A 26,558-nucleotide genomic window follows, 5' to 3' on the forward strand; every position below is an offset into this window, starting at 1 on the left:
GTTGCAGATGGAGTGATACATGAAAGATGGTCTGTCGAGATCAACACTGACGACCCTTGGCGCCGGGCTTTGCCTGGCGCTGCCGCCGTTGGTGAGTGCCGCACCGGTAGTCGAAGATCTCTCGCAAGGCTCCGGCAACTTCTATCAACGCGCTGAAGTGCGCGAGGAGTCCAGTGGCAACTTGGTATTGTTCAACCAGGTGCAGGAGAATCAAGATGAAATTAAACGTCTGCGGGGGCAGATCGAAGAGCTGCGCTACCAGCTAGAGCAGCAAAATAAGATGGCGCAAGAGCGCTATCTGCAACTTGAGAAGCAGATTGAGTCGAATACTGGATCGGGGGGAGTTGATCCCGCCGGCGCAATGGGCGAAGGCGTTGGCCAGCAAGAGGGCGGAGCATCGGCCGGCAGCGAGGCGACGACCAGCAGCGACGCTCGCTCCGCTTATCAGGCGGCTTTCTCAAAGGTCCAGGCGCGGGAGTTTCCCGCTGCCATCAGCGCGTTTGAGTCCTTTGTCGCCGACTATCCAGATTCCGGCCTAACCGCGAATGGCCACTATTGGCTGGGTGAGTTGTATTCTGCTCAGACGGAACTCGACAAGGCGTCGGCGGCTTTCGAACGAGTCATTCAGGACTTTCCACAAAGCACCAAGATGCCGGATGCCCTCTATAAGCTGGGACTGCTAAGGGCGCGCCAAGGCAAGCCTGATGAAAGCCGCGCACTACTTGAACGGGTGGGCGAGGAGTTCCCGGATAGCAGTGCAGCAGGACTTGCCAGCGATTTCCTTAACCGGTCTGCTGAGTGAGTCTCTAGGTCACCCAAGGAGCATCAATGAGCTGCAAGATCGATTATCAGGCGCGTCCCGACCTATTAGCCGGGAGAGTGATACTGGTCACTGGCGCCGGCGACGGGATCGGCCGTGCAGCCGCGTTGAGCTATGCCCATCACGGCGCCACTGTGGTTCTGCTAGGTCGCACGATCAATAAACTGGAAGCCGTTTATGATGCCATCGAGGCGGCGGGTGGCCCTCAGCCAGCCATCTTTCCGTTGAACTTCGAAGGCGCCACCTTGAAGGATTACCACGACATGGCCGAAACGCTCGACAAGGAGTTCGGCCGGCTGGATGGCATCCTGCACAACGCGAGCCTGCTAGGGCGGTTGACGCCGTTCGATCAGTACAATCCCGAGCTGTGGGAACAGGTCATGCAGGTCAACATTAACGGCCCGATCTGGATGACCCAAGCGCTGCTGCCGTTGCTCAAGGCATCAGACGATGCCTCGGTGGTTTTCACCTCGTCTAGCGTGGGACGCAAGGGAAGAGCCTTCTGGGGAGCTTATGCGGTTTCCAAGGCGGCGACCGAAAATTTCAGCGAGGTGCTGGCCGATGAGTTGGAGAATGTCTCCGCTATTCGCGTCAACACCCTGAATCCAGGAGCCACCCGGACGCAGATGCGGAAAACGGCCTATCCTGCCGAAGATCCCCAACGGCTGCGTACCCCGGATGACATTATGCCGACGTACCTGTGGCTAATGGGGCCAGACAGTCATGGGCACAGCGGTGAGCGTTTCGATGCACAACCGCCCAAGGCATGATGCTACTGTGTTGAGGGTATTCTGACCTTGGCGTGGGGGTCACAACCAACGCCGTACGGGCCTGGCTTTATGCGTCAGGCCCGTTGTCGTTTTAGACGATTAGAGGATGCCCTAATTAGGGTCGGTCAATACCCGAGTGCTTCGGCGAGAGCTGCCGGCGTGTCGAAAACATGGTCTGCGTCCCAGGCATGGATATCCTCTTCCTCATCAAGGTAGCCATAGCCTACCGCTACTGCGGTCATGCCGGCGGCGTGGGCGGCCTCGATATCACGACGGTGATCACCGATGTACCAGCATTCTTCGGCAGTGACACCGATGCGTCGTGCGGCCTCCCACAGTGGTTTCGGGTCGGGCTTCTTTACTGGAAGATCGTCAGCGCAAAGGAAGGCCCCGGGGGCGAGTCCCAATGACTCAATCAGGGGAGCGGCATAAAGACGGGGTTTGTTGGTGACAATGCCCCATGCCCGGGGCGAAACAGACCAAGCATCAATCAAGGGGGCCAACCCCTCAAACATTCGGCTCTCGGCGGCGACATCCTGGCCATAGTAATCGAGCAGGAAGCTGCGTGCCGAATCGTGCTGTGCATGGTCTCGTTCAAGCCCCAACGCCAGGGTGACAAGCGCACTGCCACCATTGGATACCTGAGCACGAATCGTCTCGTAGGGAAGGGCGGGCAAGCCGTGATGGGCACGAAGGGCATTGGTGGCCCGCGCCAGGTCAGGGGCGGTATCTACCAGCGTACCGTCGAGATCGAAGAGCAAGGCGCGCGGCCTCGCGGGTTGCTTGTCTGTCATGCTGTTTCTCGCCGTGTCTGGATCATGTAGTTCACCGAAACATCATTGGCATCTAGACGATAGCGACGCGTCAGCGGGTTGTAGGTCAGCCCGGTCTGCTCACCCAACTGCAGGCCGGCGGCACGGCCCCAGCTTACAAGCTCGGCAGGCCGAATGAATTTCTTGTAATCATGGGTGCCGCGAGGCAGCAAGCGCAGCACATATTCGGCACCAAGTATCGCGAAGGCGTAAGCCTTCGGGTTGCGGTTGATCGTCGAGAAGAATACCTGGCCGCCTGGCTTGACCAAGGTGGCACAGGCGCGAACCACCGCCGCAGGGTCAGGGACGTGCTCAAGCATTTCCAGGCAGGTGACAATATCGTAGGCACCAGGCTGCTCGGCTGCCATTTCTTCAGCGCTTGCCTGACGGTAATCGACTTCCGCGCCGCTTTCCTCGCGATGTAGGCGTGCCACGGCAAGAGGAGCTTCTCCCATATCGATGCCGGTCACCTGGGCTCCGCGATGCGCCATGGCTTCGGCGAGAATGCCCCCCCCGCAGCCAACATCGATCACGCGCTTGCCTGCGAGACCGGCCCGGGCATCGATGAAGTCCAGGCGCAGGGGATTGATCTCATGCAGCGGCTTGAACTCGCTGTCCTTATCCCACCAGCGGCTGGCCAGGGCCTCGAACTTGGCGACTTCGGCGGCATCGACATTATCCCGATAGTCGTTGCCTTGGCGGGTGTCATCCTGGCTCTGCGAGTGTTGCTGTGAACGCTCCTGAGGGTCGTGATGGGGCGCCTGGGATTCGCTGCTCATGTGATATGTCTCCCGCTAGATAATCTGAAGCCACGTTCAACAACAACGTGGCCTGGGTCTGTGACTGTGATTCGCTTGATGTGTGATGTAGCGCTATTGCCTTACGCAGGGCGCATGATTCGCTCGAACTGTCGCGCTTCCGTCAACAACGCCTGGCGGTCTATCCCCACCAGTTCGCCGTCATGGAGGCGCGCGTCGCCCGCCACCCAGGCATGAGTCACTTGGCGACTTTGTACGGCATAGACCACCGCAGAGGCTGGGTGGTGAACCGGTACCGTATTCAAGGCCTCCAGATTGACGGCTATCAGATCCGCATCGAAGCCTTCACTGAGCTGACCGCGGCGCTTGGCCATACCAAGAGCGCGGGCGCTTTCACGTGTGGCCATGGCCAGTGCCGCCATGGCCGGCAGGGCAGAGGCATCACCGCTGACCCCCTTGGCGAGCAGCGCTGCGGTCTTCACTTCATCGAACATATCCAGGTCGTTGTTACTGGCGGCGCCGTCGGTGCCGAGTCCGACCGTTATACCTGCCTTCTGCAGCCTTGCCACCGGACAAAAGCCGCTGGCGAGCTTCAGGTTGGATTGCGGGCAGTGAATAACGGCGGTCTCGGTCTCGCGTAGTAACGCCACGTCTTCATCGTCGACCTGGGTCATATGCACGGCCTGGAAATGCGAGCCGAGCAGACCTGCGTCGTAAAGCCGGCGCAGTGGGCGCTTGCCGTCACTGGCAAGCCCCTGTTTGACCTCGTCAAAGGTTTCATGGACATGCATCTGAATGGGAAGCCCAAGAGAGTCGCGAGCCTCGCGGAGGCGAGCCAAGCTTGTATCGCCCACGGTGTAGGGGGCGTGGGGCCCGAAGGCCAGCGATATCAGCGGATGATCGCTAAGGTGCGCCATGAGCGTCTCGGTCTGACGCACGCCGCTCTCGAAGTCTTGAGACCAGGGCGTCGGAAAGTCGATCAATGGAGTGCAAAGCTGAGCACGCATGCCGGCTTCTTCGACCACGGGGATCACGGCTTCAGGCGCCAGGTACATATCGGCGAAGGTCGTCGTCCCTGAGGCCAGCATCTCGGCACAGGCTAATCGCGTGCCCGCCGCCACGAATTCAGGATTCACGTGGGCTGATTCGGCGGGCCAGATGTGCTCGTTGAGCCAGGTCATCAGCGGCAGGTCATCGGCAAACCCGCGCATCAGGCTCATGCCCGCGTGGTTGTGGGCATTGATCAGCCCTGGCAGCAGGGCATGGTGTTCAAGGCGCAGCGTTTTTGCCGGGCGGACATGCTGAGCGGCATCGGCAATCGGCCAGGGCCCCAGCAGGTAGCCGCCATCAATGGCGATTGCATGATTCTCGAGGGTTGGCAGGCCATCGCTCATGGGCAGAATCCAACTCGCCTCGATCAAGAGTTCAACATCACGCGGTGCGGTAGATGGCATCGCATCACTCCTTCGGTATGATGGCCCCCATTCTACCCGCTACTGCCCGCGCTTGCCTTCCCGGAGACACCATGACCGCGACCCTTAAGCCGATTCGCTGGTGCGCCGACAATACCCTTGAACTGCTTGACCAGCGCTGGTTACCAAGCCGTCACGAAACACTGCGGATCACAACCGCTGAAGAGGCCGCTGAAGCGATCACCAGCATGGTGGTGCGGGGTGCGCCTGCGATCGGCATTACCGCCGCCTACGGCGTTGTTCTTGCTTCACACCAAGCGTCTGGCGATGACTGGCCGGCCGTGGTGAATGCCTCGATAGACAGGTTGGCCGCTTCACGCCCCACGGCGATCAACCTGTTCTGGGCACTTGAGCGTATGCGAGCGATCGTCTCGGCACATAGCCAACACGAGACCCCGCCCTTCGCGGCATTGCTTGAGGCCGCCAGGGCGATCCAGCGTCAGGATCTTGCCGACTGCATGGCCATGGGCGAATACGGTGCCGACCTCCTTGCCCGCGAAGCGCCCAAGGCGGTCATGACCCATTGCAACACAGGTGCGCTGGCTACCGGCGGCCACGGTACAGCACTAGGCGTCATCCGTAGCGCCTGGGCGCGAGGGCTGATTACTCGCGTGCATGCCAACGAGACGCGGCCCTGGCTGCAGGGCGCTCGCCTGACGGCCTGGGAACTCGCTCAGGAGCATATTCCTGTGACACTGGCCGTGGACTCATCGGCCTCGCTGTTAATGGCCAGCGGAGATATCGGCTGGTTGATCGTTGGCGCCGACCGAATCACCGCCAACGGCGATGTCGCCAACAAGATCGGCACTCTGGCGCTGGCCGTTCAGGCGCGATATTTCGGCGTCAAGGTCATGGTAGTGGCGCCAACCAGCACCTTCGATCTGAGCCTTGCCAGCGGGACTGACATTCCCATCGAAACCCGTGGAGCCAGAGAGCTGACCCATCAGGGCGAACGAGCTGTGGCCCCTGATGACATCGATATTTTCAATCCGGTATTCGACGTCACGCCGGCTGAATTAGTCGATGTCATTGTTTGTGAACGGGGGGTGATCGAAAGGCCAGATCGTGCAGCCATTGCACAATTGTTGGCAGCCGAGATACCCCGGGCCCCGGCTATGCCATAATTAGCAGATTGGTTAATCGACACTTCATATCCAACAGGAAGGAACGCCATGATTCGTAAGGCTGTGTTGCCCGTCGCCGGTTTAGGTACTCGCTGCTTGCCGGCTTCCAAGGCCATCCCCAAGGAAATGATCACCATCGTCGATAAACCGGTGATTCAGTATGTGGTAGAAGAAGCGGTGGCCGCCGGTATCAAGGAAATCGTGCTGGTGACTCACTCGAGCAAGGGCGCTATCGAAGACCATTTCGACAAGCACTTTGAACTGGAGACCACCCTCGAGGCCAAGGGTAAACACGAACTGCTCGAGGAGCTGCGCAATATCATCCCTGATGACGTTAAGATCATCAGCGTGCGCCAGCCCGAACCGCTCGGCCTCGGCCATGCGGTATCCTGTGCGCGGCCGGTGATTGGGGACGACGAGCCCTTTGCCGTACTGCTGCCCGACGTGCTGGTAGATGGCCATGGGCTTGCCCAGAATGACCTGGCCGGAATGATGAAGGCCTTCGAAGATAGCGGTCAGTCTCAGATCATGGTGGAGAATGTCCCCGAGGAGATGACCCATAAATACGGCATCGTGGCCTTGAAAGGTGACACGCCAGAGGCCGGACATTCCGCTTCGATGGCAAGCGTGGTCGAAAAGCCTGCCGCTGGCGAGGCGCCTTCGACCCTGGCGGTGATAGGCCGCTATCTGCTTCCCGGTTCCATCTTCCCGCTGTTGGAGAAGACGAAGCCCGGTGCTGGTGGCGAGATCCAGCTGACGGATGCCATCGATACCCTGATCGCTCGAGAAGGGGTCCAGGCGTTTCGTATGCAGGGAGAAACCTATGACTGCGGTCATCAGCTCGGATACCTCGAAGCCATCCTGGCCTTCGCTAAGCGCCATCCCAAGTTTGGCGAAGGATTCCAGGACCTGATGCAGCGCTATGCCGTTGAGGAGTAAGCCATGCGCGTTGTCATACAGGGAAGTGAGCTAGCCGCGGCGACCGCTGCGGCAGCATTGGCCAGTGTGGGACACCGTGTCATCTGGGAGCCACATGCCGATCAGCCTTGGGCCGAGCTCAAGAAAGCCGACTGGTTGACTCGTGAGCCGGAGTTGATTGCTCAGTTGGATGTGGCCTGTCGCGATGGCGCTCTTGAGATCACTGACGCCGGTAATGAGCCGGTAGGTGAGGTCTCAGAGGTTGATGTACTATGGCTGGCCCTGGCGCCTGATCAACGCGAGTCGGCCGAGGCTGCCGTCGAGGCCTTGGCCGGACGCCAGACGGCACCGCTTGTGGTGGTCAACAACTCGATGTTTCCGGTCGGTGAGACCGAGCATCTGGAAGCACTGATGGGCCATGCCGGCCAGGTCGCTGTGGCGTTGCCTGACATGCTCGAAGAAGGACGCGCTTGGCAAGTGTTCACCCGCCCGGTGCGTTGGTTGCTGGGGAGTGAAGACAGTCGCGCCACCGATCAGGTTCGTGAACTGCTGCGGGCCTTCAACCGCCGAAGCGAAGTCTTCCAGTGCATGCCGCGACGTGCCGCCGAACTGACCAAGCTGGCCATCAACGGCATGCTGGCTACCCGCATCAGCTACATGAATGATATCGCCGGTCTGGCCGACACCCTAGGGGTCGATGTTGAGTATGTTCGCCAGGGCATGGGCGCCGATCCGCGAATCGGCTATGAGTATCTGTATCCAGGTTGTGGTTTCGGAGGCCCTAACTTTTCGCGCGATTTGATGAGGCTCGCCGACGTGCAGTCTGCCAGCGGGCGCGGCTCTGCACTGCTTGGCCAGGTGATCGATATCAACGAGCACAAGAAAGAGACCCTGTTCCGTAAGCTTTGGGCCTACTTCCAGGGGCAACTGGAAGGGCGCACCGTAGCTATCTGGGGAGCGGCCTTCAAACCGGGCACGGCACGCATCGATCATGCGCCAGTGCTGCCACTTCTGGACGCCCTGTGGGCTCAAGGCGTCAACGTACGCCTCCATGACCCCTCGGCACTGCCGGCCTTGCGTAAGGCTGTGGGCGACCACCCGCAGCTCACGTTGTGTGAAGGCGATCCCTATGTCGCTTGTCAGGGAGCCGATGCACTGATGTTGGTCACCGAGTGGAAGTGCTACTGGAACCCCGATTGGCGCCTGCTTGGAAAACTGTTGGGCGATCGGCTCGTACTCGATGGGCGCAATATCTTTGATCCCGGTTATGTGGCCGGCCGTGGTCTCGTTTATCGCGGAATTGGCCGCCGTGCCGACCCGTGATGGCGGGCATTAAGGTAAGTTCCCTGATAAAAAAACCCTCGCCAATGGCGAGGGTTTTTTGTTCAAGGTACATCTCGAAAGATGACTTGATTCAAGCGCGAGTTACGCGAAGTTTTGCGCAACGAAGTCCCAGTTCAGAATCTTCCAGACATTCTCAAGGTACTTGGGACGGGCATTGCGATAGTCGATGTAGTAGGCGTGTTCCCAAACATCGATGGTCAGCAGCGGCGTCTGACCATGTGCAACCGGAGTGTCAGCATCGTCAGTATTGACGATATCAACACCGCCATCAGCGGTTTTGATCAGCCAGGTCCAGCCTGAACCGAAGTTGCCTACCGCCTTGGCGTTGAAGGCTTCCTTGAATTCATCGAAGGAACCGAACTTGGCGTTGATGGCATCGGCCAGTGCGCCGGTCGGCTCGCCACCACCGTTCGGAGACAGGCAGTGCCAATAGAACGTGTGGTTCCAGACCTGAGCAGCTTGATTGAACAGGCCACCGGAAGCTGACTTGATGATATCTTCCAGTGACTTGTTGGCATCATCAGTGCCATCTGTCAGCTGGTTGAGCTTGGTCACGTAGGCTTGATGATGCTTGCCGTAATGATATTCAAGCGTCTCGGCAGAAATGTGCGGTTCAAGCGCATTCTTTTCGTACGGCAGGGCGGGTAGTTCAAATGCCATGATTTACTCCTCGTCGGTCATAGGGAAGGTGACCCAAATCTAGTACTGGTGTCCTTCCGAACATAATTCAAGGGGCAGGAGTCCAATTCGTTCAGGGTGGGCTCCGGCCCTTGAATCGAGATGCCAGGATCGTGCCAAAAAGATGATCACAAGGACAAAAAACCTTATGATACCAAGCATCTGCGCTTATGTAGTATCGCCTCATCATAGCACTGTGGGGTATGCTCGCCAATGATTGAGGAGCATGCCTCAATCATGACGGACACGACCTTTGTTTTGATACCTGTTTAACCTCCCGGCAAGGAGTCACCTATGGCCGAGCGCCCGGATGAAGAGCGCCTCACCCACATCGTACCGGATGTGAATGCCAGCCTTGGGGGCCAAGCTCGCTATGCGCAGCCAGCACCCAGGCTTTGGCCTTTATGGTGTCTGGTGCTGTTGCTGTCGGGAGCACTTGGCGGCCTGGGCTATTTAGCCTGGCAGGAGCGTCTGAGCCTGCAAGAGGAGCTCCGCCAGCTGCAGGGACAACTATCCAATGTGCACGCCCGTTTTGACGGACTCGATGCGAACCGTGGTGGCAATTTCGAGCGCTTTGAGAACGCCCTGGATGTGATGGGAGAAGAGCAGGGCCAGCTGGTAGAGCGTCTCAATGAGCAGGAAACGCAACTCGCAAACCTGCGTGAAGACATGAGCGGCAGCATTGAGATCGGCACGCTCGATACGCGCCTTGATAAACAGGCCGACCGCCAAGAAAATTTCCAGGCCGTGCTCGACGCGACTCGCGCCTCACTCGATGCCCTGGAGCGCAGTGGTGATGATGCCAGAGCGGCGCTGTCGGCGCGTCTAGATGTGGTCAAGAGCGATACAGCGACTGTTCAAGAGCGCATGAGCGCGCTTGCCGAAAAACTGACTCAGACGGAGCAGCGGCAGTCTGCCCAAGAAGTGGTCTCAGCCTCTCTGATGAGTGCTACGCGCTCACTAGAGAAAGACCAGGATGCTCTGGCCTCGGGTATCGAGGAGTCGGCCACTGAATTGGATCAAGCAGAGGCAACACAGGAAGCCATTCAGCAGCGTCTTGCAGAATATCGTGCACAACTCACTGAACTGCGACAGTCGCAGCTGGCTCTAAGTGCCCAGCTGGAGTCACTGGAGGCACGCTAATATGCATTTTAGAGCTGGATGGCGACTGAGCATTCTTGGCCTTGGTCTGGGAATATCATCTGTTGCTCAAGCATTGGATGTGGAAATTGAGGGCCTTGAGGGGCCAGCCGCCGAGAATGTGGTGCTTTATCTGGATGCCATAGATCCCTCCGAATTTCGTGAAGAACGTCTCCGCGCCAAGGTGCAAAACCAGACATTTGAAGCCATGCGTGTCTATGGCTACTACGAGCCCAGTCTTGATATCCGCTTCACCGGCGAGCCTATCGAAAGCGCCGAGCTTTCCATCACACCCGGGGAGCGAGTCCAGATTACCGTCCTTGATTTGATCGTGAACGGCGATGCCAAGCAGGATGAAGCCTTCGATGAAGTGCTTGCAGAACCTGGACTGAAGGTTGGGGAGCCGCTGGTTCACGCGCCTTATGAAAGCCTACGTAGCCGATTGTCATCCCTCTCTGTGCAGAGAGGTTATTTTGATGCGACCTTTCCTGACAGCCGCATGGAAGTTCGCCCCTGGGAACAAAGTGCGCGCATTTATCTGACGCTCGATAGCGGACCTCGCTACCGTTTTGGTGACATCGCCATCAAAGGTAGCCAAATTGATGATGATCGTCTGCGTAAAATGATGCCGTTTGCCCCGGGTGATCCATATCTCGCTGGCCAACTAGCTCAATACAATCAGAGCCTTTCGCAAAGCGATTGGTTTGCAAGGATCAGCGTGCGGCCCCAGCTGAATACTTCCGCCGATCTGGCACTCGCTCCCCCCTCGGGACGATCCCTGTCCCCTTGGTGGCAAGAGACTGATCTAGAAGGGGCCCCCCCCGCCAGTAAGTCGGCAGAAGCGGATCGTATTGATCAACAAGCACTGACTGCTGCCAGCCGGATCTACCCAGACAATCGTCATGAGGTCCCCGTTGAGGTAACCCTGGTGCCGGCTGATCGTCATCGCATCGAAACGGGCATTGGTTATGCCACCGACGTAGGCCCCCGCACTCGACTGTCCTGGACGCGGCCCTGGTTAAACAGTGCGGGCCACAGCCTTACCAATGAGCTTTTCCTCTCGGGTCCTGAGCAGGAATTTGCCGGCGAGTATTTGATTCCCCTCGAGAACCCGCTTCGCGATAGCTATAGCATCACCTATGGCTTGCAACAGATCGACAACGAGGACACCCAGAGTCTGGAGATCTCGACGGAAGTGTCGCGGCGCTGGAAGTTTGACAACGGCTGGACACAAGACCTGTTTGTACGCACCACTTACGAGGACTACACCCAAGCCGACGAGGATGACCAGGTGTTGCTGTACTACCCCGGCATCAGCTGGTCACGTACGCGTAGCCGCAATCCCATTTTCCCGACCTGGGGAGACCGGCAGCGGCTCTCGTTTGCTTACTCCGACACGGCCTGGGGATCCGATGCGACCTTCTTCAGAACCACTCTCGATAGCCAGTGGATCCGCATGCTCGGCGATAACAATCGCTTCATCGGTCGCGTCGGCATGGGGGCCATTGAAACCGATGACTTTGACAAGATTCCACCGTCTCTACGTTTCTTCACGGGTGGCGATAGCAGCGTGCGGGGGTATAGCTATGAAAGCCTCTCGCCTGAAAATGCCGATGGCGAATTGACGGGTGGTCAACAGCAGTTCACCGCCAGCATTGAAGCCCAGCATCGCGTCACGGGTGACTGGTGGGGCGCAGCTTTTGTCGATAGCGGTAATGCCTTCCAAGACTGGGCGGGTGCCGATCTAAAGACGGGGGCAGGGCTCGGCGTGCGTTGGATTTCCCCTGTAGGCCCGATTCGCTTCGATGTCGCGCACCCCGTAGACGACCCGGACAACGCCTATCGCATTCACTTCTCCATTGGCCCGGAGCTCTAACCCGCAAGGAACGACACCGGCATGACGAAACTCAAGGCATGGAGTCGGGCGCTGCTGCGCTTAATACTATGGTTACCCATTTGGCTAATCGGCCTGGTGCTGTTCGTGGCGGGGTTAGCCTTATCCCCCTGGGGCACCGGGCTGCTGCTCGAGCAGGGGCAGTCCAGAGGCTTTTTTACCTACCGCGACGCCTCTGGAGCGCCTCTCGACGACCTGATGATCGAAGGGTTCTCTCTTGAGGCTGGGCCAGCCAGCATTGACATTGAGCGTCTCGAACTTGCTTGGTCCGACGACTGCTTGCTGGATAGCAAGTTATGTCTAGATCGCCTAGGGGTCGAAGGGGCTCGTATACATCTCTCCGCGAGTGACCCCGATGCGCAAGATGAAGACCCTGCGGAGGCTGGGTCTGCCCCCAATATCATGGTGCCGTTCCCGATCGAACTTCGAGAGATATTCCTCGATGACGTTGAGGTGCGTCTTGCCGATGGTACCAGGCTGACGTGGTCGAACTTCCAGACCGGGGCGTCGCTTGAAGCCAGCACCTTGACACTGTCACCGACCACGCTCTCCGGTTTGCGTCTAGCCCTTCCGGGGTCAGAGGGACAGACCCTGGCCCTTGAGGAAACAACCGGGGCATCATCATCGCTGACCGCTGAGGCTATCGATAGTGCAGGAAGCGTGGTTCGCCAAGTGCCGCCTGCTGTCAGCAATGAGGACGTTGCGTCCACTGAACCAAGCGTCCCGCTGGACCAGCGCGAACGAATCGCGCTGCCAGCCATCACGCTGCCACTGGCAATCGAAGTCCCAAGTCTCATCGTCGAGGATGCTGCGCTAACCGGACCAAGTGAGTATCGAATCGATCGCTTAGCTTTGAGCCTTTCTGGCCAGGGCAGTGACATAGAGATATCACCTCTTACCCTTGCCATGCCTGAGACCGATGCGCGCCTGGAAGCCAAGGTATCGCTTCGCGATAACTACCCGTTGGACGCCTCTCTCAACGCCCAGATCAAGCAGCTGGCCGCCTTGCCTGAGCTCTCTGGCGAGCAGCTCGACTTGAACCTGACGGGCAGTCTGGCTGAGTTGGACGTATCGTTGACGGCAGCTGGCCCGGCGAATGCGCAACTCAATGCTCGTCTTGATGCGCTGGCACCGACGCTGCCTTTTTCGATGAAGCTTGATTCCGATGCGCTTCAATGGCCTCTGCCGGGTGCTGAGCCTGCAAATGCGAGCGATAAGGTCGAGCCTTACCGTTTGACGAATCTCAGGGCACGCCTGGAAGGGAGTCTGCTTGACTATCGCCTCGCCCTTTCGGCCGAGGCTTCTGGCCCGCAGGTGGCGCCAACCCGCTTGGCGGCGACAGGTTCTGGCGATGCTGAACACTTCTCCTGGCTCCCCCTCTCGCTCAAGAGCGGCGACGGTGCCCTAATCAGTCGTGGTGATGTCAACTGGGCCAATGGCCTGACACTCGATGCGACCGTCAATCTGGACGGTCTGGACCCTGGTGCCTATACCAATGCCGTGGCAGGTCGTCTGGACGGCGATGCCACCATTCGCTTTGTGCAGGCAAACCAAGGCTGGCGGCTCGGCGTGCCTGAGCTTGCCATCGACGGCACACTCAACGATTTACCTCTCTCTCTATCGGCAAGCCTTGACGGTAACAGCGACATGCGCTGGAACATTGACCGGCTTGACCTGCGCCAAGGGGATAACCGTCTCACCGCCGAAGGCCAGGTCGGTGACCAGATGGACCTGTCAGGTACGCTCCAGGCGCCGGGGCTTAATGCCCTGTCACCGGAGCTTGGCGGCACCCTGCAGGGCGACTTCCAGCTTGGTGGTAACCTGGAAACCCCCGCTCTGGCGCTGGATCTGAGCGGCGAGCGTCTGGTCTTTGCCGAAAACCGCCTTGGAGCCTTGAACCTGCGTGCTCGTACACAGGGGATCGAGGATCCTCAACTCGATCTCACTCTGGAGGCAGAGCGCCTAGAGGCCGGCGGTCAGCGGTTATCGCGCCTGACGGTCGGACTCGACGGACGCTTGTCCGAGCATCGGCTGACACTCGAGGCGACGGCCGGGCGAGGCATGCCACTGTCCAGGGCCGGCTTAGCGCTGGAGGGCGGGCTCAACGCCGACCGCGACCGCTATGAGGGGCAACTCATGCCGCTGGAGGTCGACGCGGATGCCGGCACTCTGCGTCTGGACGAAGCCCTGACCTTCGATGTGGACATTGCCAAGTCTGCTGCCAGTCTCTCGCCATTCTGCCTGCGCAGAGAAGAGGGAGGGCGTCTGTGCAGCACAGAGCCTATTGATGCCTCTGCACAACAAGGACGCGCCACCCTGCGGCTCACGGAGCTGCCCATGGCGATGCTCGAGCCGAGCCTGCCGGTGGGGTGGGAAGTCAGCGGTGACAGTAACGCAAGCGTGGTTGTCGCCTGGCAAGAGCAGGGCAGTGGCTGGACATTGGATGCCAACCTCGATAGCCGACTGGACATCGATGCTCTTGATGGCGGCGGCCAGCCCGTGACGCTCCCGACCACCCAGCTGACGCTGAGCGCCGATGCCACACCTGAGGCAGCGAATATCGAGCTCGACCTTGGCCTGAATCAAGCCGGATCGGCCAATCTATCGCTGCGCATCGACGACCCTCAAGGTGAGGGAGCCCTGGATGGGCGGTTGCGTCTCCAAAGCCTGCAGCTTGCTCCTTATCAACCGCTGGTTGGCGATGTTGAAACCCTTGAGGGTCGCCTGAACGGCGATGTGACCGTGGGCGGAGACCTGTCTCTTCCCAGCCTGAACGGTGATTTGACTCTGGACTCGCTTCAAGCGTCGGGTAGTGGTCTTCCTGTGGCTGTGCGCGACGGTGAGCTGGGTATTCAACTGCGTGGTGACAGCGGTCAGATCGAGGGAGTGATCCGCAGTGACCAAGGTCGTCTGGATGTGAGTGGGGATGCTCGCTGGCCAAGCGCCGAGGAATGGGCGCTGGATCTTGCCATTGATGGCCGGGAAGATCCCTTGCAGCTTGAACTTCCTGATATCGGGCGACTGCGTATCGCACCGGATATCGCCATCAATGCCAGCCCCGAGCTACTTAGCGTACGTGGCCAGGTTAGAGTGCCTTGGGCACGTTTGGAAATCGGTCAGATTCCGCCTTCAGCGACTAGCCCCAGTGATGATGAGGTGATCATTACCCGTCGTGATGACCGACGTGCCCGTCGCGAGGCCGCCACCGCCAAAGAAGCCGGCACAGGAGAAAACACCGCAGAGGCATTAGCCGAAGCTGGTATGGCCACCAGCATCAGAGTTGAGCTGTTGCTGGGCCCTGACATGCAGCTTGAGGCTTATGGCCTGGAAACCGGGCTGGAAGGCCGCTTGGAAGTCCGCCAGAGTAGTGGCCCCGTGCAGCTGTTTGGTGAAGTCAGCCTGGTGGGCGGGCGCTTTCGTGCTTATGGCCAAGACCTGAGGATCCGTCAGGGGCAACTCTTGTTCAGCGGTCCCGCTGGTCAGCCACTCTTACAGTTCGAGGCGATTCGCAGCGAAGATAAGACTCAAGACGGCGTGATTGCCGGCTTGCGGGTCACTGGCTCGGCAGAATCGCCAAGCCTATCGGTCTTCTCTGAGCCGGCCATGGAAGAAGGGAGAGCCTTGTCCTACCTGCTGCGTGGCCGAGCCCCGTCGGATACCGAGTCGGACAGTGGCGCTTTGACGTCGGCCCTGATCGGCCTGTCATTGTCCAAAACCGGCGGCGCCGTAGGCCAAATTGGAGAGACCTTCGGTATCGGTGACCTGACTCTCGATACAGCGGGGAGCGGCGATGAGTCCGAGGTCGTAGTCAGTGGGCAACTCAGCGAGGATTTGCGTGTCAGTTATGGTGTCGGGGTGTTCGAGCCAATTGCTGAACTGACGCTGCGCTATACCCTTTGGCGCAACCTTTATCTTGAGGCCGTGTCTGGTGCCGCCCAGGCCGTCGACTTGGTGTATAGCTTCAGTCTGGGCAAGGCAGAACCAAGACCTTGAAAACCGTCTCGTTACTCATTCGCAAGACCAAGGAGCTCACCATGCGCCATGCCGACAAGCAACAATCTGTCAGCCCCGCACGTGCCCTGCCTGGACGCGACACGCCAATCGCCATCAGCGGCCGTCATCACGTAAATGGCGCGTCGATGTGTCCACCGTTTCCCGAGGGGAGTGAGGATATCGTATTGGGTCTAGGCTGTTTCTGGGGGGCTGAGCAACTTTTCTGGCAACTCCCCGGTGTTATGGTCACGGCCGTTGGCTATGCGGGCGGTTACACGCCCAACCCGACCTACGAAGAAACATGTTCCGGTTGGACCGGCCATGCTGAGGTGGTGCGGGTGATCTACGACCCAAGCACACTCTCGCTTGAGCGCCTACTGAGCCTCTTCTGGGAAGCCCATGACCCGACTCAGGGCATGCGGCAGGGCAATGATATCGGCACTCAGTATCGTTCTGCTATCTACGTTACAACGGACGCGCAGCGTCAAGTCGCCGAACAGAGCCGCGAGAGGTACCAGCAGGCGCTGAAGGCAGCTGGCGGTGGGGAGATTACCACCGAGATCGCAGCGCTGGAGACGTTTTACTACGCCGAAGAGTATCACCAGCAGTATCTGGCCAAGAATCCCAACGGGTATTGCGGTCTGAAGGGAACAGGCGTCAGTTGTCCGATCGGCTAGCCAGGGAGGCTCGCCAGCGAGTCTGAGGCCCTGGCGATGCCCAATCGTCAAGCTGACTCGCTACGCGACGAAGCAGCCAAGAGCGTAGACGGCCGTGGCGGGCTTCGATGAATCCGACGTGTCCGCCATGCCTCGCAATTTCGACCCTTACCGCTTCCGCTGGGGAGGGCAGACGTTCGAACAAATCGCCGGGCATAAAGGGGTCGTCGGCGGCATGCAGCATCAAGGTCGGCAACTCTATATTGCCTAGCAGGCGCCCGGCCGATGCGCGGGCATAGTAGTCGCTGGCCGAGTGAAAGCCATGCAGTGGTGCCGTGACTTCATTATCGTAAGCCCAGAAAGAATCGAGTTCCCAGAGCTGGTGTGGGTTCAGGGCTATCGGCAAGGGGCCAAGTTGCATCTTGGCTAACACCTTCTTTTTCAAATCTTTCAGCAGGTGGCGCTGATAGACCTTGGCAAAGCCTCGGTTCAAAGCATCGGCACTGGCTGCCAAGTCTAGCGGGGCACTGATGACAATGGCGCCCGCCAGATCCAGGCCATCGCCTCCCTGCTCTGCGACCAGCTTGGCCAGCATGTTGCCGCCCAGAGACACTCCAGCAGCTACCTTGAGGGCCTTTGGATAACGTCTCGCCAGTTGGCCGATCACCCAGTAGGCATCCGCGGTATCGCCACTATGATAGGCCCTGGGCAGACGGTTGGGGGCTTGGCCGCAGCCACGAAAATGCATTAAGACGCTCCGCCAGCCCAAGCGCGTTGCGGTGTTCATCAAGCCCTTGGCATAGGGAGATTCGATCGACCCTTCAAGCCCATGAAAGAGGATGAACAGTGGTGCGTCATCACGTTCAGGAGCAGGCCGTCCCCATGCCAGCTCGACGAAGTCACCATCAGGCAGGTTGACGATCTCCGTCTCGCAGTCCAAGTGCGGTGCAGGCAACATCCTCGGCAGCAAGGTCTGCAGGTGGCGGTTGCCAAGCCCTCTGGCAGGGCGAAAGTCGGCGGGAACGATAGGGCGTGACATGCCTGCCTCGTGTCTGGGGGATACCCTCAAGCTTATCGCGCTTGAGGGCGGGTGCAAGGTCACACGCTTCTCAGATGACCGGGGTCAGGTTCTCTGCTCCATCGTTGGTCACCAGTACATTGTCCTCGATACGTACCCCACCATGAGGTGCCAGCGCCTCCACCGCATCCCAATGGATGTCACCGCCGGCGGCCTTGTCGCGCAGAGGATCCAGCAGCATCGGAATCACATAGCAGCCCGGCTCCATCGTCAACACCATGCCCATTTCCAATGTGCGCGTCAGTCGCAGTGCCGGATGTTCTGCAGGCGCCGCTAACTCGGTGCCGTCCGCCGCACGTCTTCCTGCCACATCATGAACCTGAAGACCTAGCAAGTGCCCGAGGCCATGTGGGCAGAATGCCCGGGTAATGCCTTGCTCAACAGCGCTGGCGGCATCACATCGAATAATACCCAACTCTCCGAGCAGCGCTCCCAGCTCTTGATGCATACGAGCATGGAGGGCCGGATAGCCGACACCTGGGGCTATCGCCTTGGTGAGATTGTGCTGAATCGTCGTTACGCCCTCGATCAAGCCGGCAAAGGTATCGCTTGCATCACCTCCCGCCCATGTCCGGGTAATATCGGCTGAGTAGCCACGAAAGCGGTTCCCGGCATCAACCAGCAGGCTGTGATGGCTACGAGCGGGTGTCCGTTCATAGTGCTGATAGTGCAATACGGCCGCATGTCGATTGACACCGACGATGTTCTGATAAGGCAGATCCGATTCCCGCTGACGACTAGCGCCTAGATAGGCAAGCTGAATATCAAGCTCAGTACCGCCCTCGAAAAAGGCTTCACGGGCGGCGCGGTGACCAAGCCCGGCACGACGATTCGCCTCATGCAGGCAGGCGATTTCGTAGTCACTCTTGCGCACGCGTCCCTCGTCCAGCGCCTGCGTTAGCGCCGCCGGGTTGAGCTCGGCACCTAACGCCTTGGCGGTGTCGGCATCGACCTCACCGAGCAGCGCAAAGCGTCCTGCCGGCAGCCGAGGCGGCGCTGGTGTAGCTACACGCTCGATGGAAAAGGCGTCGACCCAGGCTTCGTCGGGAAGCTCAGTGCCCAGATGCCAGAAATCCGCGGGGGCATGCAGCTGAAGTTTTGGCGCCTTGCCCGGACGAATCAGCAACCAGCTGTGATCCAGGCCCTGTAGGGGCACCCAGTGCATGAAATGGCCATACGTCGCGAAACTGGCATGCTGATCATCGGCGAAATGACGGTGTGGATGGCCACTATAGATCAGCACGCCGTCAAAGCCATGTGCCGCCAGATGCGTTTCATAGCTGGTCATGAGAGCCTTGAGGTGGGCCAATTGCTTGTGTTCAAGCGTCTCTTTCATGATGCGGCTACTCCTAAATATTCGTATATGAATCGAATCAGGTCCGTTACGCCTAGAGGGTCGACCAGAAATCCTCGAGACCGCTTTGATGGGCCTCGCGATGGCGATATAGCCGCACTTCCAGAGGAATGTCCCATTCAGGTGCACCGGCCCGGACCAGCTGACCTGATGCCAAGGCATCACGTGCCACTCGCTCGGGTAGCCAGCCCAGTCCATGCCCCAGGCACACCAGCTCCCGGACATTGCTGCTTTGAATACTCTCGGTCAGCACATTGAAGTGACAGGCCTTCGGCTGACGCACGAGATGATCCTCAATGGCCGCCTGCATCAGCCCACGGGCATGATAGGCAATCAGCGGCTGGGGAGCGCGGCGTTCGCCCGGCAGGCAGAAACGCGGAGTTCCGGAGTCATCGGGAAGAGCGACCGGCACCAGCCGCTCACTGCCAATCACCCGGTGCTCAAATGCCGACATATCGAGTTCCAGGGGGGTGCGCCCTTTAGGCCAGTAGCAGGCTGCCAAGTCACACTCGCCGCGTTCGAGTGCCTGGAAGTAGTCGGCCGCTAGCCAGCCGGTCGCACGCAAATAAGGTTGCAACGGAGGCTGCCCCATTTCATCCAGCCAGTCGGTGAGGAAATGTGAAAGCAGGCTCTGGGGGGCAGCTAGCAACAGCCGACGAGACTGCGCTTCATTTAGCCGCGCAATTCGGTCGCGGGTAATACGCACACGCTCTGTCGTCTGTTCGCAGAGTGCCAGAAACTCCTCGCCGGCAGGCGTCAGCGATAATGGCAGCGTCTGGCGGTTGATCAGCGTCGTTCCCATCTCCTCCTCAAGCAGCTTGATTCGGCGAGAGAAGGTTGGCTGGGTGACATTCTGCTCATCCGCGGCCCGCGAGAAATGTCGCGTGTGGGCCAGGGCTATGAAGTCTTCCAGCCAGCGTAATTCCATACCTTTCCTGTGTTATGACGAGCCGTGGCGTACCCATCTGCTCAAGATACTGATATTCAAAACACTGAGCGGTCAGTTACTCACACGCGCTCGTATGAAGTTGATATACAAATCCTCGCCATGGGCGACTTACAGGCGGCCTTCCTCGACGCCATGGCAGGCGACCCGAGCGCCGTCCTCGACATCAATCAGTGTCGGCACTTCCTTACGACAGCGCTCGTTGGCATGCGGGCAGCGACCGTGGAAAACACACCCAGAGGGCAGGTTCACAGGCGTCGGCACCTCACCCTGCAGGCGGATATGTTGGGGGCGATCATCTTCCAGTCGTGGGATCGCCGACAGCAAGGCTTGAGTATAGGGATGTCGCGGTTTTGCAAAGAGGGTGCCGGTAGGCGCAAGTTCACACACCATGCCCAGGTACATGACCGCTACTCGGGTGCCGAAGTGCTCGACCACGGCCAGATCATGGGTAATGAATAGATACGTCAGGTTGCGTTGTTGCTGCGCCTCCATCATCAAGTTCAACACCTGCGCCTGGATCGATACGTCCAGCGCCGAGATCGGCTCGTCAGCGACGATAAACTCAGGGTCCACGGCCAGTGCCCGAGCGATGGCGATGCGCTGACGCTGACCGCCCGAGAACTCATGACCGAAGCGAGGTCCCCAGTCGGAATCAATACCCACCGAGTCCATGACGTCCCGCACCTGGTCACGCACACGCTCCTTTGACCAATCCGGATGGTGCAGGCGAATCGGCTCTTCGAGGGTTTGCTGGATGGTCATGCGCGGGTTGAGAGACGCATAGGGATTCTGGAAGATCATCTGCATGCGTCGACGGTAGGGCAGCAGTTCCTTCGTCGACAGATTATCGATGCGCTGCCCTTCGTAGCGAATCTCGCCTTGGCTCGGCGCCAAAAGGCCCATCACCGTGCGCGCCACAGTGGATTTTCCGCAGCCGGATTCACCTACCACGCAAAGCGCTTCACCACGTCGGATATCGAGATCGATACCATTGATGGCATGCACATATTCTTGTTCGCGTATTAGCTTGCCGCTCTTGAACTTGAGCTGCTCGAGGAAATCGCCAGACAACGAGAAGCGCTTGTGGAGGTGGCGAATCTCCATCAGCGGTGCAGCGGTATCCTGCTCCCGGTTGCCAGCGGTGGCCGCAGAAGCCTTGGGATCGTGCTGTGAAACGGCGGCGGTCATAGGACCTCCTCCCGCGAGTCGCGTTGTTGTTGATTGACCAGCTCAGCAACCATGTGACAGGCCACCCGGCAGTTGCCCGAATCGACAAAGCCCGGGACCTTGTCGAGGCAGGCTTTGCGAGGCGCACCGTTGGCATCGTTGACGAAGCCACAGCGAGGATGGAAAGCGCAGCCACTGGGCAGGTTCGAGAGTGACGGCATGCTGCCGGGAATCTGATTAAGCCGTGAGCCCGGAGTGGCCATCTGCGGCAGGGCGTTGATCAGCCCCTGGGTGTAGGGGTGTTGCGGGCCATTGATGATTTCGCGGGTCGGGCCCTGCTCGATCACGCGGCCGGCATACATCACCAGCATGCGCTGGGTGACTTGGCTGACCACGCCCAGGTCATGGGTGATGAGCACCAGGCCCACGTTGTGCTTGTCGCACAGCTCCAGCAGCAGATCCATGATCTCGGCCTGGATGGTCACATCCAGCGCAGTGGTCGGCTCGTCGGCGATGATGATGTCCGGGTCGAGGAGCAGGGCGATGGCAATAATTACCCGCTGCCGCATGCCACCAGACAACTCGTGTGGGTACTGATCGAGACGGGTCTCCGGTGAAGGAATCTGCACCTGATTCAGCTTGTGGAGGGCGATCGCCCGAGCCTCTCGCGTCGAGATGCGGCGGTGGGCCTTGAGGCTTTCTACCATTTGTTCGCCGATCGACAGCACCGGGTTCAGCGTCATCATCGGGTCCTGAAAGATCATCGAGATGCGGTTGCCGCGGACACGTCGCAGGCCTCGATCCTTCATGCCCGACAGCTCCTTGCCATCGAAGATGATGCTGCCGCCAGCGATGTAGCCCGGCTTGGCGATCAGGTTCAGCAGGCTGAAGGCCGCGACCGACTTGCCAGCACCGGATTCGCCGACGATACCCAGGCGTTCACCGCGGTCGAGGGTAAAACAGACGTCGCGCAGGGCGCGCACGTCGCCGCCACGCAGGGCGAAACGGACGTCGAGGTTATTCACTTCCAAAAGTGCCATGGGTGACTCCTCAGCCCTTGTAGAGACGTGGATTGAGGACATCGCGCAGCCAGTCGCCCAGCAGGTTGATGACCAGCACGAGAATGACCAGTACGGCACCGGGAATCAGCGTGATCCACCAGGAACCCGACTGGATATAGTCAAAGCCCGACTTGATCAGCGAGCCAAGCGAGGGGTGTGTTTCCGGCATGCCGAGTCCCAGGAAGGACAGCGCGGCCTCGGAGATGATGGCGTTGGCCACCTGCACCGTGGAGATCACGAAGATCGGCGACAGGGTGTTGGGCAGGATGTGGCGGAACATGATGCGCCGGCTCTTCAGGCCCATGACTCGGGCGGCATCGACGTATTCCTTGCTGCGCTCGGCAAGCACCGAGGCACGTACTGTTCTGGCGTACTGTGGCCATTCGGCCAGCCCGATGATCAGCACCAATAGTGGCACGGCATACTCGCTGAAGGTCGCGCCGCCGAAAATCGCCTTGACCAGGGCGCCGACGATGATGGCGACCATCAGCGTCGAGAACGACAGCTGGATATCGGCCAGGCGCATCAGGAAGGCATCCACTCGCCCTCCTAGGTATCCCGCCATCAAGCCGAAACTGACGCCAATGACGGCCTGCATCAGTACCGCGCCAAAGCCGATGATTAGCGAGACTCGTGCGCCATAAAGAATGGTCGACAGCAGATCTCGGCCCTGTGCATCGGTGCCCATGAGGTAAGCAGGATCAGCACCATCGATCCAGAAGGGGGGAAGCTCCGACGCCAGGATATCGATCTGGGCAAGATCATAAGGATTCGCAGGCGCCAACCAGGGGGCAAACACGGCGGCGAAGATCAACAACGCGAAGATCACCAGACTGACCTGGGCGATCAGGTCGCGCTTGAAGCTATAGAGCAGGTAGGAATCGCGAAAGCGTGCCCACCGGCCGGGAACGATTGTGTCACTCATGACGTTCTCTCTCGTGGCAGTCAGGCTCAGGCAGGCTTGCCGGTAAGCTTGACGGTGGGATTGACCAGGCCGTAGATCAAATCGACCAGCGTGTTGGTGATCACGAAGATCAGCCCGACGATCATCAGATAGGTGACGATCAAGGGAATATCCGAGCGCTCGATGGCATCGAGGAACATCAACCCCATGCCCGGCCACTGGAAGACCGTTTCGGTCAGGATGGTGTAGGCCACCAGCGTACCGATCTGGACGCCACCCACGGTGATCACTGGCAGCATGGTGTTCTTGAGCGCATGCACGAAGTAGATGCGACGCAGCGAGATGCCCTTGGCACGGGCGAACTTCACGTACTCGGACTGCAGTACCTCGAGCATTTCGGCACGAATCAGGCGAATGAACAGCGGCAGCATGATCGAGGCCAGCGAGATGGCCGGTAATACCAGGTAGGTCAGACCTTCAAGAGAGCTGAAGTTGGTATCCCAGGTGCCGAAGACATTGACGGGGTTGCCACGACCATAGGCAGGCATGCCGCCGTCGGTCGAGAGCAGGTCGTTAAGCCAGGCCCCCCAGGCAGTATCAACGGGGAAGGGCGTGACCTCGACGCCGATGGCGAACAGCTGAATCAATACAATAGCGGTCAAGAACACCGGGATCGAAATGCCGACGATTGACACGCCCATGAAGGCCCGAGACAGCCAGGCTCTTGGCTTGATAGCACTGTAAACGCCGATCGGCACCGACAGCAGTACAATCAGCAAGGTGGTCGCCGCGACCAACTCCAGCGTGGCAGGCAGGTGGCGCATGATCACTTCAGTGGTTGGCTCATTGAAGATGTACGAATAGCCAAAGTCGAATTGCGCTGCGTTTTTGGCAAAGCGCAGATACTGGACGAAGAAGGGGTCATTGAGACCCAGTTCCTCCCGCAGTTCAGCGCGCTCGCTCTCGGGCACCGACTGACCAACCATCTGTTGGATCGGGTCGCCCAGGTTGTCCTGGATGGCGAAGCTGATCACGCTGATGACAAACATCACCAGAAAGGCGTGAAACAGTCGCTTGATCAGAAAGGCAATCATGGATTGCGTCCTGTAGGCATGCGGTCGTCATCGCAGGGCCCAACGGGCCGCACGAGGACAACGGTATCGGCAGACGCCGGCCCGACGTGGGCCGGCACGGGAGTCGGAGGGTTATTCCTCGATCACCAGATCCCCAAGGTAGGGGAAATTCATGACGTTGAGGATTGGCTCGATATTGACGTTTTCCGCAGAGGCCCAGGCCAGGTCCTGCCAGTGAAGCGGAACGAAGGCCGCATCATCGTAGAGTGCCTGTTCCACGGCTTTTAGCATTTCTGCGCGTTTCTCGAGGTCGACTTCGACGTTAGCTTCGGCCACCAGGGCATCGATCTCGGGGTTGCAGTAGTTGCTGGCGTTGTACTGGCCAGCACCGGTCTCTGCGTCCGGGCACTCGGTCAAATACTGATAAAAGTTAGCTGAGTCCTCGGTGTCAGAGTGCCAGCCGATCATCATCATGTCGGCGGCGCGCTCATCGAACTCTCCCCAGTACTGGGCCTTAGGCAGGGTCTTGAGATCGACCGTGACGTTGATGCGGGCCAGCATGGCAGCCACCGCCTGGGCGATCTTGGCATCGTTCACGTAGCGGTTGTTGGGGGCCATCATGGTGATCGAGAAGCCCTCTTCATAGCCGGCCTCGGCCATCAGTTCCTTGGCTTTTTCCACATCGTAGCGCGGGCTCAACTCATCGTTATGACCCGCATAACCGGCAGGAGACAGCTGAGCAGCCGATGTGGCGAAGCCCTTCATCAGCCGGTCGGCGATACCTTCCTGGTTGATGGCATAGGCGAAGGCCTGACGCACGCGGGGATCCTCGAAGGCCTCGACGCGATTCTGGTCCATATGGAACAGGATGATCCGCGTGCCCGACATGGTCACCAGCTGGACATCTTCGTCGTTGCGGATGCGATCCAGGTCATTAGGCGGCACGGGCGCGATGAAATCGACATCACCCGAGAGCAGGGCGGCCACGCGGGTAGCATTCTCGCCGATCGGGGTCAGAACGATGTTGTCGACATTACCCGGCGAAGACTCGTCCCAGTAGTCGTCATTACGTTCGAAGTCGATGCGTACGCCCTGCTGACGGTTGGTGACTTCAAAGGGACCGGTGCCTGATAGATGACGCGAGGCATAGGAATTACCGTTCTTGACGATCTCGTCCTTGGGATCACCGTCTTCATCGGTGCCGCTGTAGAACTCGCTATCCAGCGGGAAGATGTAGGTCGCCAGGTTCAGCAGTAGCGGATAAGGCTTGGTGGTAGTGAATTCGATGGTGGTGTCATCGATCGCTGTCACACTTTCGACCGGCGCGAAGATCGCCTTGAAGTCGGGACTTTCCTTCAAGCGTTCGACGGTGAAGACCACATCCTCGGCGGTGAACTTGTTACCGCTGTGGAAGGTGACTCCCTCGCGCAGCGTCATGCGCATGGTAGTGTCGTCGACCTGTTCCCATGATGTGGCTAGGCGCGGTTCGAATTCGAAGTCCTGGTTCCAGCGGACCAGGGGATCGAAGGTCATATGCGATAGTTGTAGGATGCCGCCGGACAACTGCTCGTGAATGTCCAGAGATACCGGGTCAGCATCATAGGCCATGCGCAAGGTGTTTTCCGCAGAGGCCGTGGCGGGCAGCAGGGCAGCGCCCACTGCAGTGGCACCGACGAGGGTAGCCAGCAGGGTTTTTCGGAAGATCATGTAGGTCCCCAATTGTGGTTGTTATCGACGTTGTCTTTGCGTTGTTATAAAGCCTCGCGGGGAGCGATGACTTTGAACACCTTAGACAGTCGTTTGAGGGACGGACAATCGAAATTATGACAGACGCCATTCGTTGGCTGAATCAGCCAACGAATGGCAGAGGCGAAAAGAAAAAAGGTCAATCAGCCTGATCGGCAGGCACCAAGCGATCGACGCGATATAGCTGCGCCACCTGGTCAAGACCTTCAACGGTACATTCCAGATCGGTGACACGACCGTCGCTCAGGCCATAGACCCAGCCATGGACGGCCAGCTTCTGGCCACGCTGCCAGGCGCGCTGAATGATTTTGGTGCGGCAGAGGTTGTCGACCTGCGCCTTGACGTTGAGCTCGCACATGCGATCGACCTGTTCCTCGAGCGGAAGTGCCTCCAGGTTTTTGCGATGGTGACTGTAGAGTTCACGCACACTATGCAGCCAGTAGTCGACGATGCCGCACTCGCCCCCGGTGACGGCGGCTTTGACCCCCCCGCAGCCATAGTGACCTACGATCATGATGTGCTTGACCTTGAGCACATCGACGGCGAACTGCACCACGGACAGGGCATTCATGTCGTTGTGGTGAAGGAGGTTGGCGACGTTACGGTGGACGAAAACCTCGCCCGGCGGCAGGTCGACGATCTGGTTGGCAGGGACCCGCGAGTCCGAGCACCCGATCCACAGATAGTCGGGATTCTGCTGTTCCGAGAGCCGGGTGAAAAAGCCGGGATCCTGTTCGTGTACGCTCTGCGCCCACTCGCGGTTGCGCTCTAGTAATTTCTTCATTTCATTCATCATCGTCGTACCCTCGTCGAGGCGGCTATTGGGGTGGCGCGTCTTTTACCGTGT

At 59.2% G+C, this 26,558-nt stretch carries 22 protein-coding genes; 9 read left to right on the top strand and 13 right to left on the bottom strand.

What is annotated here, in order from left to right:
* The first annotated feature begins 19 nt into the window (after positions 1 to 19).
* Complete coding sequence (gene ybgF / locus ETC27_RS08390; protein WP_136254543.1) at positions 20 to 802, top strand: tol-pal system protein YbgF; 783 nt, start codon at positions 20 to 22, stop codon at positions 800 to 802.
* A gap of 26 nt (positions 803 to 828) precedes the next feature.
* Positions 829 to 1,590 (top strand): YciK family oxidoreductase, encoded by a 762-nt coding sequence (locus ETC27_RS08395; RefSeq protein WP_136254544.1) that lies wholly within the window; start codon positions 829 to 831, stop codon positions 1,588 to 1,590.
* A 125-nt stretch (positions 1,591 to 1,715) separates the two neighbouring features.
* Here ETC27_RS08395 and ETC27_RS08400 read toward each other — a convergent pair whose 3' ends face one another.
* The 3 genes from ETC27_RS08400 to ETC27_RS08410 form a co-directional block, all read right to left on the bottom strand.
* The gene (locus tag ETC27_RS08400; RefSeq protein WP_136254545.1) at positions 1,716 to 2,384 is read right to left on the bottom strand and encodes an HAD-IA family hydrolase; all 669 of its coding nucleotides are present in this window, start codon (positions 2,382 to 2,384) and stop codon (positions 1,716 to 1,718) included.
* Positions 2,381 to 3,181, bottom strand: a complete 801-nt coding sequence (gene ubiG / locus ETC27_RS08405) for a bifunctional 2-polyprenyl-6-hydroxyphenol methylase/3-demethylubiquinol 3-O-methyltransferase UbiG (RefSeq protein ID WP_136254546.1) — start codon at positions 3,179 to 3,181, stop codon at positions 2,381 to 2,383. The genes ETC27_RS08400 and ubiG overlap by 4 nt, the downstream gene beginning before the upstream one ends.
* A gap of 101 nt (positions 3,182 to 3,282) precedes the next feature.
* The gene (locus ETC27_RS08410) at positions 3,283 to 4,614 is read right to left on the bottom strand and encodes a TRZ/ATZ family hydrolase (protein ID WP_136254547.1); all 1,332 of its coding nucleotides are present in this window, start codon (positions 4,612 to 4,614) and stop codon (positions 3,283 to 3,285) included.
* 71 nt (positions 4,615 to 4,685) lie between these two features.
* Here ETC27_RS08410 and mtnA point away from each other — a divergent pair, with 71 nt between their 5' ends.
* From mtnA to ETC27_RS08425, 3 genes are read left to right on the top strand one after another with little or no spacing between them, the layout of a single operon-like run.
* The gene (gene mtnA / locus ETC27_RS08415; RefSeq protein ID WP_136254548.1) at positions 4,686 to 5,756 is read left to right on the top strand and encodes an S-methyl-5-thioribose-1-phosphate isomerase; all 1,071 of its coding nucleotides are present in this window, start codon (positions 4,686 to 4,688) and stop codon (positions 5,754 to 5,756) included.
* Between the two features lie 48 nt (positions 5,757 to 5,804).
* On the top strand, positions 5,805 to 6,695 hold the full coding sequence (gene galU, locus ETC27_RS08420; protein ID WP_136254549.1) for a UTP--glucose-1-phosphate uridylyltransferase GalU: 891 nt from the start codon (positions 5,805 to 5,807) through the stop codon (positions 6,693 to 6,695).
* 3 nt (positions 6,696 to 6,698) lie between these two features.
* Positions 6,699 to 7,997, top strand: a complete 1,299-nt coding sequence (locus tag ETC27_RS08425; protein WP_136254550.1) for a nucleotide sugar dehydrogenase — start codon at positions 6,699 to 6,701, stop codon at positions 7,995 to 7,997.
* A gap of 102 nt (positions 7,998 to 8,099) precedes the next feature.
* Here the strand turns inward: ETC27_RS08425 and ETC27_RS08430 are convergent, their stop codons facing one another.
* Entirely contained in the window at positions 8,100 to 8,678 is a 579-nt protein-coding gene (locus tag ETC27_RS08430; protein ID WP_136254551.1) for a superoxide dismutase, read from the bottom strand.
* Between the two features lie 312 nt (positions 8,679 to 8,990).
* Between ETC27_RS08430 and ETC27_RS08435 the strand changes: the two genes are divergently transcribed.
* The 4 genes from ETC27_RS08435 to msrA are packed head-to-tail and all read left to right on the top strand — an operon-like array spanning position 8,991 to position 16,400.
* On the top strand, positions 8,991 to 9,839 hold the full coding sequence (locus tag ETC27_RS08435) for a hypothetical protein (RefSeq protein ID WP_136254552.1): 849 nt from the start codon (positions 8,991 to 8,993) through the stop codon (positions 9,837 to 9,839).
* A 1-nt stretch (position 9,840) separates the two neighbouring features.
* Positions 9,841 to 11,712, top strand: a complete 1,872-nt coding sequence (gene tamA / locus ETC27_RS08440; protein ID WP_136254553.1) for an autotransporter assembly complex protein TamA — start codon at positions 9,841 to 9,843, stop codon at positions 11,710 to 11,712.
* Between the two features lie 21 nt (positions 11,713 to 11,733).
* On the top strand, positions 11,734 to 15,723 hold the full coding sequence (gene tamB, locus ETC27_RS08445; protein ID WP_136254554.1) for an autotransporter assembly complex protein TamB: 3,990 nt from the start codon (positions 11,734 to 11,736) through the stop codon (positions 15,721 to 15,723).
* Between the two features lie 41 nt (positions 15,724 to 15,764).
* Positions 15,765 to 16,400 (top strand): peptide-methionine (S)-S-oxide reductase MsrA, encoded by a 636-nt coding sequence (msrA, locus tag ETC27_RS08450; protein ID WP_136254655.1) that lies wholly within the window; start codon positions 15,765 to 15,767, stop codon positions 16,398 to 16,400.
* Here msrA and ETC27_RS08455 read toward each other — a convergent pair.
* From ETC27_RS08455 to can, 9 genes are all read right to left on the bottom strand, one after another.
* Positions 16,381 to 17,418 (bottom strand): hydrolase, encoded by a 1,038-nt coding sequence (locus tag ETC27_RS08455; RefSeq protein WP_136254555.1) that lies wholly within the window; start codon positions 17,416 to 17,418, stop codon positions 16,381 to 16,383. The genes msrA and ETC27_RS08455 overlap by 20 nt on opposite strands.
* Positions 17,419 to 17,488: 70 nt before the next feature.
* Positions 17,489 to 18,793, bottom strand: coding sequence for a Xaa-Pro dipeptidase (gene pepQ / locus ETC27_RS08460; protein WP_136254556.1), 1,305 nt, complete (start codon positions 18,791 to 18,793; stop codon positions 17,489 to 17,491).
* A gap of 52 nt (positions 18,794 to 18,845) precedes the next feature.
* Positions 18,846 to 19,739 (bottom strand): LysR family transcriptional regulator, encoded by an 894-nt coding sequence (locus tag ETC27_RS08465; RefSeq protein WP_136254557.1) that lies wholly within the window; start codon positions 19,737 to 19,739, stop codon positions 18,846 to 18,848.
* 129 nt (positions 19,740 to 19,868) lie between these two features.
* On the bottom strand, positions 19,869 to 20,864 hold the full coding sequence (locus tag ETC27_RS08470) for an ABC transporter ATP-binding protein (RefSeq protein ID WP_240724861.1): 996 nt from the start codon (positions 20,862 to 20,864) through the stop codon (positions 19,869 to 19,871).
* Between the two features lie 80 nt (positions 20,865 to 20,944).
* Positions 20,945 to 21,967: an ABC transporter ATP-binding protein gene (locus ETC27_RS08475; RefSeq protein ID WP_136254559.1), complete on the bottom strand. Its 1,023-nt coding sequence runs from the start codon at positions 21,965 to 21,967 to the stop codon at positions 20,945 to 20,947.
* 10 nt (positions 21,968 to 21,977) lie between these two features.
* The gene (locus ETC27_RS08480; protein WP_136254560.1) at positions 21,978 to 22,913 is read right to left on the bottom strand and encodes an ABC transporter permease; all 936 of its coding nucleotides are present in this window, start codon (positions 22,911 to 22,913) and stop codon (positions 21,978 to 21,980) included.
* 26 nt (positions 22,914 to 22,939) lie between these two features.
* Positions 22,940 to 23,986, bottom strand: coding sequence for an ABC transporter permease (locus tag ETC27_RS08485; RefSeq protein WP_136254561.1), 1,047 nt, complete (start codon positions 23,984 to 23,986; stop codon positions 22,940 to 22,942).
* A gap of 111 nt (positions 23,987 to 24,097) precedes the next feature.
* A complete protein-coding gene (locus ETC27_RS08490; protein ID WP_136254562.1) occupies positions 24,098 to 25,672 on the bottom strand; it encodes an ABC transporter substrate-binding protein in 1,575 nt (524 codons plus the stop codon).
* Between the two features lie 178 nt (positions 25,673 to 25,850).
* The gene (can, locus tag ETC27_RS08495; RefSeq protein ID WP_439331799.1) at positions 25,851 to 26,495 is read right to left on the bottom strand and encodes a carbonate dehydratase; all 645 of its coding nucleotides are present in this window, start codon (positions 26,493 to 26,495) and stop codon (positions 25,851 to 25,853) included.
* Between the last annotated feature and the right edge of the window lie 63 nt (positions 26,496 to 26,558).

This window comes from Onishia niordana (genome assembly GCF_004798965.1).
Classification (GTDB): Bacteria; Pseudomonadota; Gammaproteobacteria; order Pseudomonadales; family Halomonadaceae; genus Onishia; species Onishia niordana.